Annotated in this window: 15 protein-coding genes; 13 read left to right on the top strand and 2 right to left on the bottom strand. The window is 42.9% G+C overall.

Translation table 11 applies throughout. The annotated features are described in order from the left end of the window. Nucleotides 1-24: 24 nt before the first annotated feature. The 12 genes from BUC07_RS06140 (at nucleotide 25) to BUC07_RS06085 (ending at nucleotide 16,226) form a co-directional block, all read left to right on the top strand. The gene (locus BUC07_RS06140) at nucleotides 25-441 is read left to right on the top strand and encodes a GxxExxY protein (RefSeq protein WP_073167258.1); all 417 of its coding nucleotides are present in this window, start codon (nucleotides 25-27) and stop codon (nucleotides 439-441) included. A 133-nt stretch (nucleotides 442-574) separates the two neighbouring features. Next, nucleotides 575-1,705, top strand: a complete 1,131-nt coding sequence (pdxB, locus tag BUC07_RS06135) for a 4-phosphoerythronate dehydrogenase PdxB (protein ID WP_073167255.1) — start codon at nucleotides 575-577, stop codon at nucleotides 1,703-1,705. An 83-nt stretch (nucleotides 1,706-1,788) separates the two neighbouring features. Continuing rightward, entirely contained in the window at nucleotides 1,789-3,243 is a 1,455-nt protein-coding gene (gene gnd / locus BUC07_RS06130) for a decarboxylating NADP(+)-dependent phosphogluconate dehydrogenase (RefSeq protein WP_073167252.1), read from the top strand. Nucleotides 3,244-3,451: 208 nt separating this feature from the next. Beyond that, nucleotides 3,452-3,898 carry a hypothetical protein gene (locus tag BUC07_RS06125; RefSeq protein ID WP_073167250.1) on the top strand — a complete coding sequence of 149 codons (447 nt, stop codon included), beginning with the start codon at nucleotides 3,452-3,454 and terminating at the stop codon, nucleotides 3,896-3,898. Nucleotide 3,899: 1 nt separating this feature from the next. Next, nucleotides 3,900-4,133 (top strand): helix-turn-helix transcriptional regulator, encoded by a 234-nt coding sequence (locus BUC07_RS06120; protein WP_073167247.1) that lies wholly within the window; start codon nucleotides 3,900-3,902, stop codon nucleotides 4,131-4,133. Between the two features lie 110 nt (nucleotides 4,134-4,243). Then, nucleotides 4,244-5,209, top strand: coding sequence for a hypothetical protein (locus tag BUC07_RS06115; RefSeq protein ID WP_073167243.1), 966 nt, complete (start codon nucleotides 4,244-4,246; stop codon nucleotides 5,207-5,209). Continuing rightward, nucleotides 5,202-6,467, top strand: a complete 1,266-nt coding sequence (locus tag BUC07_RS06110; RefSeq protein ID WP_073167239.1) for a GAF domain-containing sensor histidine kinase — start codon at nucleotides 5,202-5,204, stop codon at nucleotides 6,465-6,467. Before BUC07_RS06115 ends, BUC07_RS06110 begins: the two co-directional genes overlap by 8 nt. A 58-nt stretch (nucleotides 6,468-6,525) precedes the next feature. After that, nucleotides 6,526-7,287 carry a DUF5995 family protein gene (locus BUC07_RS06105; RefSeq protein ID WP_073167236.1) on the top strand — a complete coding sequence of 254 codons (762 nt, stop codon included), beginning with the start codon at nucleotides 6,526-6,528 and terminating at the stop codon, nucleotides 7,285-7,287. Nucleotides 7,288-7,465: 178 nt separating this feature from the next. Further along, nucleotides 7,466-9,424, top strand: a complete 1,959-nt coding sequence (locus BUC07_RS06100) for a sialate O-acetylesterase (RefSeq protein WP_073167233.1) — start codon at nucleotides 7,466-7,468, stop codon at nucleotides 9,422-9,424. Nucleotides 9,425-9,493: 69 nt separating this feature from the next. Further along, nucleotides 9,494-11,926 carry a glycoside hydrolase family 94 protein gene (locus BUC07_RS06095; protein WP_073167229.1) on the top strand — a complete coding sequence of 811 codons (2,433 nt, stop codon included), beginning with the start codon at nucleotides 9,494-9,496 and terminating at the stop codon, nucleotides 11,924-11,926. A 173-nt stretch (nucleotides 11,927-12,099) separates the two neighbouring features. Further along, nucleotides 12,100-15,363, top strand: coding sequence for a S41 family peptidase (locus BUC07_RS06090; protein WP_073167226.1), 3,264 nt, complete (start codon nucleotides 12,100-12,102; stop codon nucleotides 15,361-15,363). Between the two features lie 326 nt (nucleotides 15,364-15,689). Then, the gene (locus BUC07_RS06085) at nucleotides 15,690-16,226 is read left to right on the top strand and encodes a glutathione peroxidase (protein ID WP_073167530.1); all 537 of its coding nucleotides are present in this window, start codon (nucleotides 15,690-15,692) and stop codon (nucleotides 16,224-16,226) included. A gap of 157 nt (nucleotides 16,227-16,383) precedes the next feature. Here BUC07_RS06085 and BUC07_RS06080 read toward each other — a convergent pair whose 3' ends face one another. Both BUC07_RS06080 and BUC07_RS06075 read right to left on the bottom strand, forming a co-directional pair. Further along, nucleotides 16,384-17,148, bottom strand: coding sequence for a patatin-like phospholipase family protein (locus tag BUC07_RS06080; protein ID WP_073167222.1), 765 nt, complete (start codon nucleotides 17,146-17,148; stop codon nucleotides 16,384-16,386). A gap of 133 nt (nucleotides 17,149-17,281) precedes the next feature. After that, a complete protein-coding gene (locus tag BUC07_RS06075) occupies nucleotides 17,282-17,482 on the bottom strand; it encodes a ferredoxin (RefSeq protein ID WP_073167220.1) in 201 nt (66 codons plus the stop codon). Between the two features lie 247 nt (nucleotides 17,483-17,729). On the opposite strand from BUC07_RS06075, the gene BUC07_RS06070 reads away from it, so the two are divergent. Then, nucleotides 17,730-17,984, top strand: coding sequence for a CPF_0552 family protein (locus BUC07_RS06070; protein ID WP_139279490.1), 255 nt, complete (start codon nucleotides 17,730-17,732; stop codon nucleotides 17,982-17,984). Nucleotides 17,985-18,005 lie beyond the last annotated feature (21 nt).

Here is an 18,005-nt window from a genome sequence, read left to right as displayed (position 1 = left end):
GGCACAGAAGATTTTGATTTAAAGATGATAACACAGAAGTACATAAACGAATTAACTTATAAGATTACCGGGTTTGCTATAGAAGTTCACAAGGAACTTGGCCCTGGACTTCTGGAAAGTATTTACGAAAAATGTCTGGCCCATCTTTTAAAACAAAACGGTTTTGAAGTAAGCCAACAGCAAATTGTTCCTATAAATTTCCGGGGACTTAAATTGAATGCTGATCTCAAGCTTGATTTGCTTGTTAATAATTTAATTATTGTAGAATTAAAAACAGTGGAAACTATTTTGCCGATTCACGAAGCGCAACTGTTAACTTATCTAAAGCTGCTTGATAAACCCAAAGGATTGCTTGTAAACTTTTATTGTACAAATATTTGGCGAGAAGGTCAAAAAACTTTTGTAACAGAAAAATTCAGGGAATTACCTAAAGGATATTAATTTGATAATTTTAAGAAAGAATATCTTTTTCAAAATTTAATTATTGTGACCTAATGTGCCTTATGTGGTTCAAAATATTATACCATAAAACAAGCCATGATAATGTTATTCACACAATTAAAATTATAATGAGATGAAAATAGTAATCGACGATAAAATACCATACATCCGCGGAGCATTTGAGCCATTTGCCGAAGTAGTTTATTTGCCCGGAAGCAAAACAACACCTGAAGTAGTAAAAGATGCCGATGCCCTGATTACCCGCACCCGGACCAAATGCAACCGGGAACTGCTTGAAGGTTCCAAAGTAAAATTTATTGCCACGGCAACAATTGGCTTCGATCACATCGACACAGAATACTGCAAACAGGCCGGAATTGAATGGACCAACGCGCCCGGCTGTAACGCCGAAAGTGTCAACCAATACATTGCATCTGCCCTCTTTTCGTGGTCGATGAGAAAACGTACCGACCTGACAGCTAAAACCATCGGGATTATTGGAGTGGGCCATGTAGGCTCAAGAGTGGCACATTTTTGCAAAACCATCGGAATGAAAGTTCTCCTGAACGACCCGCCACGCGAAAGAGTGGAAGGCCCGGAAAATTTTGTTTCCCTTAAAAAAATCCAGGAAGAAGCGGATATTATCACCTTTCATGTGCCACTCAATATGACCGGACAAGACACTACCTACCACATGGCAGATGAACCTTTTCTTCAGAATCTGAAAAAAAAGCCATTGCTCATCAATTCCTGTCGTGGAGAAATTTTTGATTCCGAAGCGCTATACAACGCTTATGAAGCCGGCGACATTTCTGAATTCATCCTCGATTGCTGGGAGAATGAGCCGGACATTGACCTGGATTTATTGAATATCTCAGAATTTGGCACCCCCCACATTGCCGGTTATTCAAAAGACGGAAAAGCCAACGGCACCAAAATGAGCGTGCAGGCAATCAGCCGTTTTTTTAATTTGGGAATTGACAACTGGGAACCAACAAATATTGAACCTCCTGCAAAACCAATTATTGAAATCGACGGCAACCAGCGGCGTGAATATTCTGTGTTGGCAGAAGCGGTGCTTTCAACCTACGACATTGAAAACGATGACGAAGCACTGCGTGAAGCGCCCCATCAGTTTGAACAACTCCGCGGCGATTACCCGGTGCGAAGAGAATTTGATGCACACACAGTTGAAACAAAAAATGTGGAAGAAGAAACGTTGAAAAAGATAAAAAATTTAGGATTTGAAATAAAACCACAATAGGCACACAGGACACAGTAGATTCTTATGTGACCTTATGTGCCTATTGTGGTTCAAAAAAATAACATCAATTAAAAATAAAGAATATGAAAAAATTAGCTGACATTGGATTAATCGGGTTGGCCGTAATGGGCGAAAACCTGGTGTTAAACATGGAGAGTAAAGGTTATACAGTTGCTGTTTATAACCGGACAGTGAAAAAAGTGGACAAATTTATTGAAGGCCGGGGAGCCGGGAAAAACTTCATCGGCGCGCATTCCATTGAGGAACTGGTGGCTTCGCTCGAGCGCCCGCGCAAAGTGATGCTTCTGGTGAAAGCCGGCCAGCCGGTTGACGATTTCATCGAAAAAGTGATGCCGTACCTCGAAGAGGGAGATATTATCATCGACGGCGGAAACTCGCATTTCCCCGACACCATGCGCCGCACCAAATATGTGGAGAGCAAAGGTTTTCTTTACATTGGAACAGGCGTTTCCGGAGGCGAAGAAGGTGCCCTGAAAGGCCCATCGATGATGCCGGGTGGTTCGCCGGATGCATGGCCGCACGTAAAGGATATTTTCCAGAGTATTGCGGCCAAAGTGGAAGACGGCCAGCCTTGTTGCGACTGGGTGGGTGAAAACGGTGCCGGTCACTTTGTAAAAATGGTACACAACGGAATCGAATACGGCGACATGCAGATTATTACCGAAGCCTACCACCTGATGAAAAACCTGCTGGGCATGAGCAACCCGGAAATGCACGAGGTATTCAAAAAATGGAACGGAGAGGAACTCGACAGCTACCTTATTGAAATCACCCGCGATATTCTGGGTTACAAAGATGAAAACGGAGAGGAAACTGTTGACTTCATACTGGACACCGCAGGCCAGAAAGGAACCGGAAAATGGACCGGCATTTCGGCACTCGACCTGGGAATTCCGCTCACATTAATTGGCGAATCGGTTTTTGCACGTTGTCTGTCAGCACAAAAAAAACTGCGTGTGGAAGCGTCAAAAGTGATCAACGGCCCGACTCCAAAATTTAATGGCGACAAAGAGCAATTCCTCGACGACCTGAAAATGGCACTTTATGGATCAAAAATTATATCGTATGCGCAAGGTTACAACCTGATGATGGAAGCAGCGAAGGAATACAACTGGAATTTGAATTACGGCGGCATCGCGCTTATGTGGCGCGGAGGCTGCATTATCCGTTCCATCTTTCTGAAAGACATTAAAGAAGCTTTCGAGAAAAATCCCGAACTGCCCAACCTGCTGCTTGATCCGTTCTTCAAAGAAAAAGTGGAATCAGCCCAGGATGGTTGGCGCCGAGTTTGTGCCACCGCACTCACCAACGGAATGCCGGTGCCCGCTCTCACCGCTGCCCTCACCTATTTCGACGGATTCCGCACCGAGCGTTTGCCGGCTAACCTGCTGCAGGCTCAGCGCGACTACTTTGGAGCGCATACTTACGAACGAGTGGACAAACCACGCGGTGAGTTCTTCCACACCAACTGGACCGGCCGCGGCGGCGACACTGCGTCATCTACTTACAACGTTTAATAAACGATAATCACAATACCAATTTAACGGGAAGCAGCTTAGTTTGCTTCCCGTTTTTTTATAGCCCCGAAAACATATTTTTCTAAATATATTCAAATTCAAAAAAATATTTGTAAAAAATACTTTACATTTAGTAAAAAATACTTATCTTTGTGACGTATATTATTAACATGAAGTAAAACAATTTCTACATTTAAAAATTAAAGCTATGTCATACAGAGAAAAAGAAAACATCATCAACATTTTCAGCGGATTGCTAATTACAGCCATTTTTGCATGGGCAGTTTACCAAAGACATTTGGATGGCCGGATTGATTTAACCGACGATTTCCAGCAATGGGGAATCATTTTTCTCATTTATGCCGGCGTGTCGGTTGTGGCGCGTATCATTATTTACATCATTTTTCACATCATTAATGCCATTGTTACCAGGGAAGAAGATATTCCGCAAGAAGATGAACGCGATAAACTAATAAAGCTGAAAGCCACCCGCAATTCTCACTACACGTTTTCCATTGGTTTTATGGCGGCTATAATTTATCTGGCGCTTGGATTCGCTCCTTACACCCTGTTTATTGTATTTGTTATCAGCGGGCTTCTTTCTGAAATTATTGATAACGGCTCACAAATTTATTACTACCGGAAAGGAGTTTAATATGGCGAAAAAGAAAATCGAAAGCAAAATAAGAAATAACATCCGCAGGTTGCGTTTCAATGCCAATGAGCTGACTCAGCAGGAGCTGGCCAATGCCGTGGGCGTATCGCGGCAAACCATTGTAGCCATCGAAAAGGAGAAGTATTCACCGTCGCTGGAACTGGCTTTCCGGATAGCGGACTATTTTAATACACCGCTCGAAGAGGTTTTTTCGTTTCATCCTGATGAAGAATAAACCGCAAAAAGACAATTAAACTTCAACTGATTTCATGTTCAGAACAATTTTTTTAGGTTAAAATATGAAGAACGAAAAAAAAACGTTCTTCATAAAAACTTAAAAATGAAATGAATGTAATAAAACCGGCAAAATCTAAACCTGACCTGTTTAAAGTAGCTGTTTATGCACTTCCCCCCTGCATTATCATTCTTTCGTTATTTTATTACTGGTTTGTTATTGCCGACCGATACGAAGTTTTTTTATACTTCCACAACATGGCGCCAAGGGTGCCCGACACTTCGCCATTCAGTTTTGTAACCGCCAGCCGTTACTGGATGAGCGGACTTGTCGCCTGCGGTTTTGTGCTGCTAATTTATTTTCCTGTCAGCTTCATTCTGTCTCGTGCAAAGAATAATTTCACTCCTCCGGCCTTAAAACATGTATTGCTGTTCAGTTTCCCGGTTTTAACTGCCGGAACACTCATCATCACAATGACTCTGAACCACCCGGTTTTACCATTTTTACATGCGCTGAAAGTTTTACTCGCCACACTACTCGGATTGGCTGTTGTTTTGAAAACTGTGGAATTAGCAGGCGAAAAGATGCTAAAAATTCTGTTGTACGGAATTGATGGAGTGGCGCTGGCGCTGATAATGATAATGTCTTCCACATTGGCTTCAAACTTCCACTTTTTGTCGCCGCCCCAACTTACCATTTTTCTGATTATATGTGCATTGTGTTTCGGAATTCTTGGTTTTACGTCAATTTTTTATGTGTGGAAAAATATAAAATCAGTTTCAAAAGAAATTATTATTACTGCATTCACTATTGGCTATCCGTTTGGCACCGTTTTTCATTACCTGGTGGGAACCAACGGCCATTATTACATAACTAACAGCGACAATTTTTTTACTCGCAATTTTTTGATACAACTACTGATTTGGCTGAGTGTATATACGATTGTTTCGGGAATAGTTAGGTTGAGAAATAAAAAGCAGCAAAAAAAAATTCGATTAAAATTCTTAAACCCAAAACAATACCACCAAAAAATTGGTTATAAACAACACAAATTCATTTTACAAAACTATGACTGAAAACGAACAGGCAAAAACAGCAAAATATTCCCAGATTACTGTCAGGAGTAAAAATGAATCGAAAAAGGTTAATATAACCTCAGAGCTAAAACCCGAAATTAAAACCTCTGTTCTGAAAAAATGGCAATCGCTGATCGATACAGTTGCCAAAATTGTAGATGTTCCCTCAGCCCTGATAATGCGGTTAAACGAAAATTCAATCGAAGTATTTTTAAAAAGCGGGACCGATGGGAATCCTTATAAAAAAGGTGAAGAAACCAAGCTGGCTTACGGATTATATTGTGAAACGGTAATTGGTACACAAAAGAAATTACTAATTCCGGATGCCACAAAAAATGGGGTCTGGAGTACAAATAATCCGGATGTGGACATCAACATGGTCTCCTACCTTGGGTTTCCAATCAACTGGCCCGATGGCGAAGTTTTTGGAACAGTTTGCCTGCTCGATAATAAAGAAAATCATTACAATGAAAATTATACGGAACTGGTGCAACAGGTAAAACTTTTAATTGAAACCGATCTCGAACAACTGATTACCCGACAGCAACTCGAAGAGAAAAACCAAAAGTTAGCGCAGTTGAATCAAAACAAATCGCAGTTTCTTTCACTCATATCGCACGATGTGAGAGGTGGAATCGGTACGATCAATGAATTACTGAAAATTATTATCGAAAACTTCGACAAATACAGTTCAGAAAAATTAAAAATGTTGCTCAAAACTTTGAACGAAAAATCAGGGTATTCTTTTCAGATGCTCGATAACCTGTTAACCTGGTCGAAAAACGATATGGTTGAATTAAAACCCGTCAAATCGAAATATAATATCATCGATCAAATCGAGAATCTGCTCTACTATTTCCACTATTCCATTTCGATGAAGGAGATTCAACTGGTAAAAAATTACAGCAGTGATAAAGTAATGGTCGATGCCGATGAAAATATGATAAAAGTAAGTTTGAGAAACATACTTTCGAATGCTGTAAAATATACACAAAAAGGGGGGCAGATCATACTCACAGTTCACCAGCATAAAAACGGCCAGACTGTTGAAATAGAAGACACCGGAATTGGCATGGACAAAAACCTGGTTGAAAAACTTTTTACTTACAATAAGGAACACAGGAAAACAGGAACCGCTGGTGAAGACAGTGCCGGAATAGGGTTGATGCTAACCAAAAATTTCCTGGATAAAAACAATGCAAAAGTTGAAATAGCAAGTAGCCCTGGTGAAGGTACCCGTTTTACCATCAGATTTTAACCACGATGGACAAAACACATTTGATTGACGTGCCTTTAAATAACTGAATACAGGTAGAATGAATGTCGGAAAAATAACCACAATTGACGATGTACTGGAATCGTTGGATAAAATTATTTTCCAGTCAGTGACTCAAAACGACACATGCGGTTATTTTGCTGCGCTTTACAGGCAGGTAACTTTCGAAGTAAAACAAGGAATTGAAAATAACTATTTTGATGATGGTGCCCGGATGAAAAGGCTGGATGTGGTTTTTGCCAAAAGGTACATCGATGCATGGCACGCCTGGCAAAACGGCCAAAACGTCAGCCAGTCATGGGACGCAGCTTTTCGGTTTTCTGAAAAACAATCGCCGGTGGTTTTGCAGCATTTGCTGATGGGAATGCACGCACACATCAACTTCGATTTGGGAATTGCCGCTGCCGAAATCTCGCGAAACTCTGACATTCAGCTTCTCAAAAACGATTTCTTCCGGATTAACAATATTTTATCGATGCAGGTAAACCGCGTTCAGAATAACCTCTCTTCAATCTGGCCTTTTCTGAAAAAGATACTTGCCAGAACCGGGAAACTGGACAATCATCTGGTTGACTTCAGTATGGAACTGGCTCGCGATGGTGCTTGGAAGTTCGCTGAAAACCTTTGGAAAACCCCAATTGAAAAATGGGAAGAATGCATTTATGAAAGAGATTCAATTATTGCAGCTAAATCTGAAATTGTAACCAATCCGAAAATCTGGATAAAAATAGTGTTCTGGATTATCAGGCTGAGCGAAAGAGGAAGTGTTCCTGTAAAAATCAATTATTTGCTGCAGGAATGAAACCCAAAACTGAAAAGTGCCTGAAATCAGTTCAACATAAAAAAAATGAATGCAGATAACTTTAACTTATCCGGTTGTGTATGAAAATATAACGACTAACACATTGGCAAAACTTCAGTACAACCTGCATTTTCATAAATATTTTTAATAGTTTTAATCAAAATTAAAAAATCAAAAAATGAAAATATTGCGGTTTGGAATACTGTTTTTAACCTTCGGAATACTAATCAGTTTTACTTCAAAAGCAGATGTAACGCTACCTAAAATATTCAGCTCCAACATGGTTTTGCAGCAGGGAATTGAAATTCCCGTCTGGGGTTGGGCCGATAAAAATGAACGTATCCGCGTAACATTTAACAACGAAACGGTAAGGACACGTGCCGATAAGGATGGAAACTGGATAATAAAACTGCCGGTTCAGAAATACGGAGGGCCACATACGCTGACAATAAACGGCAAAAATACCGTTGAATTTACAAATGTGATGGTGGGTGAAGTTTGGATTGCTTCAGGTCAGTCGAACATGGAAATGCGCGTTGACCAATGCAATAACGCCGAAGAGGAGATTACAGCAGCCAGCTTCCCTTCCATCCGGCTTTTTACCGTTCCCAAAGCTGTGGCTCAGTTTCCGCAGAATGACATTAGCGACGGCGAATGGGTGGAATGCTCTCCCGAAACTGTTGGTGCTTTCTCTGCTGTGGCCTATTTTTTTGGTCGCGATTTGCACGAAAAGCTGGAAGTGCCCGTCGGGTTAATTCACTCATCGTGGGGAGGAACCGTGGCCGAAACCTGGATAAGCGGAAACACCATAAGCGATGATCCTGATTTTAAGAATCAGCTAACTGAATTGCAGCAGATGAATCTGGAACAGTACCGCCAGGCCAAACTTGAGCAAATCAGAGAAATCCTGGGAGGCGAAGTCCCAACCGAAGACAAAGGCGTGGTTGACGGCGAACCGGTTTGGACAGGACTGGATTACAACGACGGCAACTGGAGGAGCATAAAAACGCCCATGTACTGGGAAAACCAGGGATACGTTGATATTGACGGAATTGGCTGGTACCGCAAAAAAATTACGCTCAACGAAGAACAAACCAACTCCAACCTGACACTTCACCTCGGTAAAATAGACGACTCCGACATCACCTTTTTCAACGGCATTGAAATTGGCAGAACCGAAAACATGTACGACGAAGAACGCATCTATTCCATCGATAAGAAATACCTGAAACCAGGCAACAATATGATTGTGGTTCGCGTGCACGATACTGGCGGAAACGGCGGTATTTGGGGAAATTCTGAAAACCAGTTCCTGGCCATCGGAAATGAAAAGAAAGATATTTCAGGCGATTGGAAATTCCGCATATCGAAAGCTGAAGTCGGTGCCGTAAATGTTGGCCCAAACTCCTACCCCACGCTTTTGTACAACGCCATGATCAAGCCACTGGTACCATACGGTATAAAAGGCGCCATCTGGTACCAGGGCGAATCGAATGCCGGCCGTGCTAAACAATATCAACGAATTTTTCCTTCACTGATAAACGACTGGCGCAATCACTGGCAGCAGGGGAATTTCCCATTTCTTTTTGTTTCGTTGGCCAATTACATGCAACCACAGGAACAGCCAGGTGAAAGTTCATGGGCCGAACTGCGCGAAGCCCAAACCATGACACTCAGTTTGCCCAACACTGGTATGGCACTGGCTATTGATATTGGTGAAGCCGATGACATTCACCCGAAAAACAAACAGGACGTGGGCAAACGCCTGGCTCTCGATGCCTTTAAAATTGCATACAACAGAGATGTGGTGAATTCTGGTCCCATGTACGAATCTGTTGAATTTAGAAACGGGAAAGCTTTCATCAAATTTTCTAAAATTGGTTCAGGGCTGAAAATCAATGATAAATACGGCTACATCAAAGGGTTTTCCATTGCCGGCGCCGACAAAAATTTCCATTGGGCAAAAGCTGAACTGGTAAACGAGAATACTCTTGTTGTTTATGCTGATGAGGTGCCAAACCCGGTGGCTGTGCGCTATGGCTGGGCCGATAATCCCGATGATGTGAATTTGTACAACAATGAAGGATTACCTGCCAATCCGTTCCGAACCGACGACTGGCCGGGAATTACCAAATAATTCACTTTTCTTTTTGTTTGAATTACAATATGAATTACTTTTGTGTATCTTTATATTTAATCAAACAAAATGCAATACGGCTTTTTCGACGATAATTCGCGTGAATACGTCATTACAACCCCAAAAACACCCTGGCCCTGGATTAATTACCTCGGCAACGATGATTTTTTCAGCCTGATTTCCAACACAGCTGGTGGGTACTGTTTTTCCAAAGACCCGCGGTTCAGGCGAATTACCCGTTTCCGCTACAACAATGTGCCCATCGACGATAACGGGAGGTATTTTTACATAAAAGAAAATGAAACCATTTGGTCGCCGGGCTGGAAACCGGTAAAAACCGAACTCGATAATTATGAGTGCCGGCACGGGCTTGGTTATACAAAGATTTCAGGAGCAAAAAACCAGTTATCTGCCGACATTACTTTTTTTGTGCCTTTAGATAAGCCCGTTGAAATTCAAAAAGTAAAACTTAAAAACCACTCGGCAGAAACGAAAAGTTTCAAGCTGTTTTCTTATGTGGAGTGGAACTTGTGGAATGCCCTCGACGATATGACCAACTTTCAGCGAAATTACAACACCGGCGAAGTGGAAGTTGACGGCTCAACCATTTACCACAAAACCGAATACCGCGAAAGGCGAAACCACTTCGCGTTCTATTCAGTAAATAAAAAAATTGATGGTTTCGATACTGACCGTGAATCATTTGTGGGGTTGTACAACGCGTTTGCCGATCCGGAAGTGGTCAGCCAGGGAACACCCAATAACTCGGTAGCGCATGGCTGGTCGCCGGTTGCTTCGCATTACTTGGAAATTGAACTGAATCCCGGTGAAGAAAAAGAGCTGATTTTTCTGCTTGGTTACGTTGAAAACGAGGAGAATGAGAAATGGGAATCGAAAAAAGTAATCAATAAAACAAAAGCCCGCGGGTTAATACAACAATTTGCCACTGCTGAAAATGTGGATGCAGAACTGCAAAAACTAAAAGAATACTGGAATGAACTGCTTTCGAATTACCAGATAAACAGCCATGACGAACGACTTGACCGGATGGTAAACATTTGGAATCAGTACCAGAACATGGTCACATTCAACATGTCGCGCTCGGCCTCCTACTTTGAGTCGGGAATTGGCCGTGGCATGGGATTCCGCGATTCAAACCAGGATTTGATTGGATTTGTACACCTCATTCCCGAAAAAGCCCGCGAACGGATTTTGGATTTGGCTGCCACGCAACTCGAAGACGGCGGAGCCTGGCACCAGTATCAACCGCTCACCAAAAAAGGAAATGCCGATATTGGCGGCAATTTTAATGACGACCCGCTCTGGCTAATTCTTTCCACAACTTCATATATAAAAGAAACCGGCGATTTTTCCATTCTAAAAGAAAATGTCCCCTATGAAAATGACGAATCGAAAGCACAGCCGCTGCTCGATCACCTGAGCCAATCTTTTTTGCATACAGCGAACAACCCAGGGCCGCACGGGTTGCCGCTTATCGGGCGGGCCGACTGGAACGACTGCCTCAACCTCAACTGTTTTTCCACCAATCCCGATGAGTCGTTTCAAACTACCGAAAACAAATCGGGTGGCGCGGCTGAGTCGGTGATGATTGCCGGCATGTTTGTCCTGTACGGAAATGATTATGCTGAACTGCTGCAAATCCTGGAAAAAGAAAATGAAGCCCGCCAGGTTTTGGAGGAAGTAAACAAAATGAAAACGGCCATTGAAAAACATGGCTGGGACGGCGACTGGTTTTTGCGTGCCTACGACTTTTTCGGGAAAAAAATTGGCAGCAACGAATGCGAAGAAGGAAAAATTTTCATCGAATCTAACGGATTCTGCACCATGGCCGAAATTGGCAAAGATAAAGGCTGGTCGCGAATGGCGCTCGATTCAGTAAACAAGCACCTCGACAGCAAATACGGTATTGTGCTCAATCATCCTCCTTATTCTGAATATGATCTCAGCAAGGGGGAAATTACCAGTTATCCTGAAGGGTACAAAGAAAACGCAGGCATTTTCTGCCACAACAATCCCTGGATTATGATTGGGGAAACCGCTGCCGGAAACGGTGAACAGGCGTTTGAATACTACAAAAAAATATCTCCCGCTTATTTGGAAGAAATTAGCGATTTGCACCGCACGGAACCTTACGTTTATGCCCAGATGATTGCCGGTAAAGATGCCTGGAAACCGGGGGAAGCCAAAAACTCGTGGCTCACCGGAACCGCAGCATGGAACTTTTTTGCCGTATCGCAACATATCCTTGGAATTCAGCCCCATTACAACGGACTGGTTATAAATCCCTGCATTCCCAAAAACTGGGACGGATTCAACATTCAGCGAAAATTCAGGGGAACTACTTTCAATATTAAAGTGATGAACCCATTTCATATTTCAAAAGGAATAAAAGAGTTGTGGGTGGACGGAAAAAAAATAAATGGAAATAAAATTCCGGTCCAAAAGAAAAGCTCCTGCAACGTAAAAGTGGTAATGGGATAACAATCCGTCCAGCGGCTCTGGCCGCTTGACGGAAAACTTATTAATTTGTTTTATGTTACCCGTTGAGTTGTGAGAAGCGATTTGACAGTTAATAAAAAATCATTTCGCCGTTTCCTGTGAATTTGTATCTTCGGAATTCCAAAAAATTTTGTCACAGTTTAAAATTAATTTCTATGCAAAAAATAAAACAACTCACTGTTGCCCTGCTGCTTATTGCAGGCTTAACGTTTAGTGCCCATGCGGCAAACGACTCCGGTTTACTCCGCTTCCCCGATATCAACAACGATTTGGTTGCCTTTGTGTATGCAGGAGATATCTGGACTGTAAATGCAAACGGCGGCGATGCCCGTCAGCTCACGTCTCACGAAGGAATGGAACTGTTCCCGAAAATTTCTCCCGATGGCAAATGGATTGCCTTTTCAGGCGAATATGCCGGCAACCGGCAGGTTTTTGTGATGCCTGCAGAAGGCGGAACACCCAAACAACTCACCTGGTACAATTCGGTGGGCATGATGCCCCCGCGAGGCGGTTTCGACAATGTGGTGCTCGACTGGACACCCGACAGCAAAAACATCCTGTTCCGCTCCAACCGGACTGAATTCGGTGAACGAAACGGAAAATATTTCACGGTAAGTATTGACGGCGCTATGGAAAAACCGCTGCCAATTGTCAACGGTGGGTTCGCCGTTTTCTCTCCCGATGCCAAAAAGCTTTGTTTCACGCCGGTTGACAGGGAGTTCAGAACATGGAAACGCTACAAAGGCGGACGCGCCACAGAACTCTGGATTTACGATCTTGAAAACAATACATCGGAACAAATGACTGATTTTACCGGTTCTGACCAGTGGCCGGTGTGGGATGGCGGGAATATCTTTTTTGCATCGGACCGCGACTTAAAACTGAACATTTACAGCTACAACACCGAAACCAAAGAAACTGAAAAAATCACTGACTTTTCAACCTACGACGTGATGTGGCCTTCCGGTCAAAACGGACAGCTGGTTTTTGAAAACGGCGGATTTCTCTATAAAACAAACCTGGATTCCGGCGAAACCGAAAAAATTACAGTGAATATCAATTATGATAATCCCAACCGATTGCCCTGGTTCAAAAATGTGAAAGACGACATTCACAGTTACGCTGTTTCCCCCACCGGAAAACGTGCTTTGTTCGACGCACGCGGCGATATTTTTTCGGTTCCGGCAGAAAACGGTATCACCCAAAACCTGACACAAACGCAGGGTGTGCGCGAAATTTATCCCAGCTGGTCGCCCAACGGGAAATACATTGCTTACTACTCTGATGCCACAGGCGAATACGAAATTTACCTGCTCGAAAACAGCAAAGATGCAGAACCGGTGCAGATTTCTTCCGGTTCGCAGGCCTGGAAATACGACAGCGAGTGGTCGCCCGACAGCAAATACCTGCTGTATTCCGACCGCACCCTGAACCTGAAACTTTTTGATGTAGAGGCAGAAAACGAAATCATCATCACCAAAGGAGCCACCAGCGAAATCAGAGACTATTCCTTTTCGCCCGATTCCCGGTGGGTTGTTTATTCAAAAGAATCGGACAACGGACAGTCGGCTGTTTGGGTGTACAACATTCAGGAAAAAGAAAACCACCAGCTGACAGAAGATACATTTAACGATTATTCTCCCGTTTTCTCGGCAGGCGGCGAGTACATTTTCTTCCTGTCGAACCGCGATTTCAACCTCGATTTTTCGAGTTTCGAATTCGACTATCTTTATAACAATGCCACCCGCATTTATGCTGTGGCTTTGCAGGCCGACGGCCCCAAATTGCTGAAAGATAAAAACGATACCGAACCGGTTAAAACTGACGATCAGAAAAAAGAAAATAATTCGGCTGAAAATAGAAACGGTGAAGAGGTTGTTCAGGTTAAAATTGATTTTGAAGGAATAACCGAACGCGTAATGACATTACCGATGGGTACCGACAACTACCGTAACCTCGCTGCAGTTGAGGGTGGCCTGCTGTACATTACCGGCACCAAGTTGCAGAAATACAACATTGAGAAAGAAGAAAGCTCTGAAATCATGGATAAAGTACGACAGGCTCTGGTTTCAGCCGATGGCAAAGCGATGCTTTACCGCTCGGGCGGCAATTTTGGCATCACCGCCATTAAACCCGGAATCAAATCCGGCGACGGAAAGCTGAACCTGGAAAATATGGATATGAAAATTGACCCGATAAAGGAATGGAACCAGATTTACAACGATGGCTGGCGCATTTTCCGCGATTATTTTTATGTTGAAAATCTGCATGAAGTGGACTGGAAAAGCATTAAAGACAAGTACAGCAAACTGCTGCCTTACGTTGGACATCGTGCCGACCTCGACTATATTTTAAGCGAAATGGTTTCCGAATCGAACACCGGGCACGCTTATGTGAACTGGGGCGATTTTGAAAATCCTGAACGCGTGGAAGGCGGGTTACTGGGCGCGCATCTTGAACCGGATTCAAATGCAGGCCGATTCCGCATTGCTGAAATTTATCCGGGCGAAAACTGGAACAACAGTCGCCGCTCACCGCTTACTGAAGTTGGAGTGGATGTAAATGAAGGCGATTATCTCATCAGCCTGAACGGACAGGAAATTAAAACCGGTGAAAATCCTTACCGCTTCCTGGAAAACAGTGCAAACGAACTGATGGAGATTACGGTTTCAAAAAATGCGGATGGCAGCGATGCCCGTACTTCACTCATAAAACCTATAAAAAGCGAACTGGAACTCATGTACCTCGACTGGGTAAATAAACGCCGCCAAATGGTTGAAAAACTTTCCGGCGGACGGATTGGCTACATTCACGTTCCAAATACTTCGTATGAAGGTAACCGCGAGCTTTTCAGGGGAATGTACGCCTACCACAACAAGGAAGCGCTCATCATCGACGATCGGTACAACGGTGGCGGTTTCATCCCAGATGTAATGGCCGATTTGCTCGAGCGCAAAACACTGAGCTACTGGCAACGCAACGGACTGAACCCGATGCAAACTCCCGGAGTTGCACACAACGGACCGAAGGTTATGCTCATTAACGGCTATTCCTCATCGGGTGGCGATGCTTTTCCCTACTACTTTAAAAAGAAAGGTCTGGGACAGCTCATTGGCACCCGCACCTGGGGCGGACTGGTTGGTATTTCGGGCAATGCATCGCTGGTTGACGGCGGCAGCATTTCGGTCCCGCAATTTGGGGTATTTGATGAAAACGGGGAGTGGATTATTGAAGGAATTGGCGTTTACCCGGACATTGAAGTGATGGACCGCCCCGAAGAACTGGCCAAAGGCAACGACCCCTCGCTTGAAAAAGCAGTGGAAGTTTTACTGCAAGAGCTGGAAGAAAATCCACCGAAAAAAGTGGATACACCCGAGCCACCGGACCGGTCAGGGTTTATTGAGAAAGATATTCGGTAGAATTCGTGTAGAACGATTTTCCCACAAAGTACTTACAAATTCTATTCACTTAGTGTCCCGGATTTGCCAGCTAAAGCAGTGGCTTTGTTCGGAGCTCGTCCCCCTTTAATTGCTATTTTTTGCCATGAAGATAAATTGTAGCCAATTAAAGGGGGAACTCAAAGGGGGATTTGCAACTAGCTTTACATCTCAATAAACTGCAACCTAATACGTTTTTTGTAAGATAATAGGTGAATACTTATTACACTAGCTACTTCAAAAAAAATTCCGGGAACTTTTCACCTCATTTTATTGTTTTAGCTGAGAAACTCAAAAATATGATCAGCATGAAAAAAATAATTCTTCCACTTCTTTTCCTGGTTGCAACTTCAAATGCATTTGCCCAGACTTCATTCCATGATTTCACGGTTAAAGATATTGAAGGCAACCAGTTTGAGCTTTCCAGCCTCGAAGGCAAAAAAGTACTTGTAGTAAACACGGCCTCAAAATGCGGTTTAACCCCGCAATACGAACAGCTTCAGGAAATATATGAAACGTACGGCGGAGACAACTTTACAATAATCGGTTTTCCGGCCAACAACTTTGCCAACCAGGAGCCCGGTTCCAATACTGAAATTGCAACATTCTGCGAAAAAAATTACGGGGTTACTTTCCCGATGATGTCAAAAATTTCGGTTAAGGGAGACGATATTCACCCGGTTTACCAGTGGCTTACCCAAAAGAGTAAAAACGGAAAAATGGATTCGGAAGTGGGCTGGAATTTCCAGAAATACTTGGTTGATGAAAATGGCCAGCTTGTTGACATGGTGGAGCCCAAAATGAAACCAACCAATGAAAAAATTGTAAACTGGGTAAAAAATTAATTGATTATCATGTTTATAAGCTGAAAAAACACCTCGTTCAGAAAATCAATTTTTTACCCCAAACCTCAGGGAGAGCAAATGATTTTCTTCACATCCCCTGGGGGCGGGGTAAATGAAGAAAATTTATTTGCGAAAACGATAATCATAAAAAATTAGCTCAGGCCCTCAACTCATCCTTTAATTTTTTCAGTGTTTTAAAAGAATCTTCGTAGCCCTGTTTCATCAGGTCCTCAATCTGGTCGGTATCGGTACGGTTAAACGATGACAGATCGGGTTTTATCAGCAAATCTGCATCTTCGGTTTGCAATTTCGATGCAGTCATCAACGTGTAATGAAAGCTGTTTAAAATCACATCCAGTATATTTCCTGGTCTTTCGTACGCATGATTGGCATTTAAATCAACACCAATTACATAATCTGCCCCCATTTCGCTCACCGTGTTGATAGGTACATTTTCCACAATCCCGCCGTCAACCAGCAATTTATCATTCATTTCAACCGGGCTGAAAATTCCGGGAATGCAGGTGCTGGCCATTGCTGCCCGCGCCACAGGACCTTCCTTTAAAACTACTTTTTCGCCGGTAGTTATATCGGTGGCAATCATGGCAAGCGGAATACCTGCATCTTCAATTTTTTTATCGCCGATGTGACGGATTATCAGCTCGCCCAGTTTTTCGTTGGACAGCAGTCCGTACCTTGAAAGCGTAACTCCTGTTATGTCCATCCATTTCAGTTCCGAGGCAATTTCCTGAATTTCCTGCCAGCTTTTTCCGAAAGCAAAAAAAGAAGCGACAAATGCGCCGATACTGGTTCCTGCAATGTAACTAATCTCTATGTCATTTTCTGCGATTGATTTGAGCACTCCCACGTGGGCTGCCCCCAAAACAGCCCCGCCTCCCAATGCCAGTCCTATTTTCTTCATAATGCTAATAATTATGCACACAAGTTACAATAAACTAAATAAAAGAGCTAAAAAAAAAGACCGGAAACCCCGGTCTTGTGATGCGGTGATACTACCCACGCGCAAAATTTCTTAATGTATTGTTTTACAACAACTACTCTTCTTCGTACCTGATTATTTCAACCGGGCACTGCTCAGCGGCTTCTTTTATGCCTTCTTCGTTCCCGGCTAAATCAGCGTCGTCTTTCACAAAAGCTTCGCCGTTATCATCCAAATCGAAAACCTCCGGACAAATATCGTTACAAATTCCATCGGCTATGCAACCTTCTTCAATCCATACTTTTTTAATTGCCATAATAACCTCCTTTTAAATTTAAATTAGAATTAATTAAATGAATTTTAAACAAATACTATAACTTCAAAACATAGAATAAACATAGAAATAAAATATTAAATACTAAAAAATTAGCCTGAAAAAATTGTTGCAGCACATTCATTGAAGTGAAAAATTGATTGCCCTGAATTACTTATTCATTGGGTCGATTTTCTTTTTGCATCCTGAAATTTTGTATATTAAAAACAAAATCAAAAAATCAATAAAAATGAAACGAACTGCATTACTCATTCTGGTAAGGCACCGCCAGGAAACCGCCGAAAAGGTGCAAAAAATTTTAACCGGCTGGGGTTGCTACATCAAAACCCGTTTGGGCATTCACGACGGTGTGTTGGAAAACTGCTCCGACAGCGGCCTGATTTTCCTCGAACTTACCGGTGAAAAAGAAAAACATGAAGAGATTACCCGCAAACTCAACCTTGTAAACGGAGTTGATGCAAAGCTGGTGGCTTTGGAAGTGTAAAAAAGCTCTGACTGCAAACCG

Origin of the sequence: Tangfeifania diversioriginum (assembly GCF_900141875.1) — a bacterium.
Taxonomy (GTDB): domain Bacteria; phylum Bacteroidota; class Bacteroidia; order Bacteroidales; family Prolixibacteraceae; genus Tangfeifania; species Tangfeifania diversioriginum.
This window is presented reverse-complemented; position numbering and strand designations above follow the sequence as displayed.

Excerpts from the sequence above, each read along its gene's own strand:
- BUC07_RS06140 (WP_073167258.1), top strand. The coding sequence starts at position 25 with ATGATAACACAGAAGTACATAAACGAATTAACTTATAAGATTACCGGG.
- pdxB (WP_073167255.1), top strand. The coding sequence starts at position 575 with ATGAAAATAGTAATCGACGATAAAATACCATACATCCGCGGAGCATTT.
- gnd (WP_073167252.1), top strand. The coding sequence starts at position 1,789 with ATGAAAAAATTAGCTGACATTGGATTAATCGGGTTGGCCGTAATGGGC.
- BUC07_RS06125 (WP_073167250.1), top strand. The coding sequence starts at position 3,452 with ATGTCATACAGAGAAAAAGAAAACATCATCAACATTTTCAGCGGATTG.
- BUC07_RS06120 (WP_073167247.1), top strand. The coding sequence starts at position 3,900 with ATGGCGAAAAAGAAAATCGAAAGCAAAATAAGAAATAACATCCGCAGG.
- BUC07_RS06115 (WP_073167243.1), top strand. The coding sequence starts at position 4,244 with ATGAATGTAATAAAACCGGCAAAATCTAAACCTGACCTGTTTAAAGTA.
- BUC07_RS06110 (WP_073167239.1), top strand. The coding sequence starts at position 5,202 with ATGACTGAAAACGAACAGGCAAAAACAGCAAAATATTCCCAGATTACT.
- BUC07_RS06105 (WP_073167236.1), top strand. The coding sequence starts at position 6,526 with ATGAATGTCGGAAAAATAACCACAATTGACGATGTACTGGAATCGTTG.
- BUC07_RS06100 (WP_073167233.1), top strand. The coding sequence starts at position 7,466 with ATGAAAATATTGCGGTTTGGAATACTGTTTTTAACCTTCGGAATACTA.
- BUC07_RS06095 (WP_073167229.1), top strand. The coding sequence starts at position 9,494 with ATGCAATACGGCTTTTTCGACGATAATTCGCGTGAATACGTCATTACA.
- BUC07_RS06090 (WP_073167226.1), top strand. The coding sequence starts at position 12,100 with ATGCAAAAAATAAAACAACTCACTGTTGCCCTGCTGCTTATTGCAGGC.
- BUC07_RS06085 (WP_073167530.1), top strand. The coding sequence starts at position 15,690 with ATGAAAAAAATAATTCTTCCACTTCTTTTCCTGGTTGCAACTTCAAAT.
- BUC07_RS06080 (WP_073167222.1), bottom strand. The coding sequence starts at position 17,148 with ATGAAGAAAATAGGACTGGCATTGGGAGGCGGGGCTGTTTTGGGGGCA.
- BUC07_RS06075 (WP_073167220.1), bottom strand. The coding sequence starts at position 17,482 with ATGGCAATTAAAAAAGTATGGATTGAAGAAGGTTGCATAGCCGATGGA.
- BUC07_RS06070 (WP_139279490.1), top strand. The coding sequence starts at position 17,730 with ATGAAACGAACTGCATTACTCATTCTGGTAAGGCACCGCCAGGAAACC.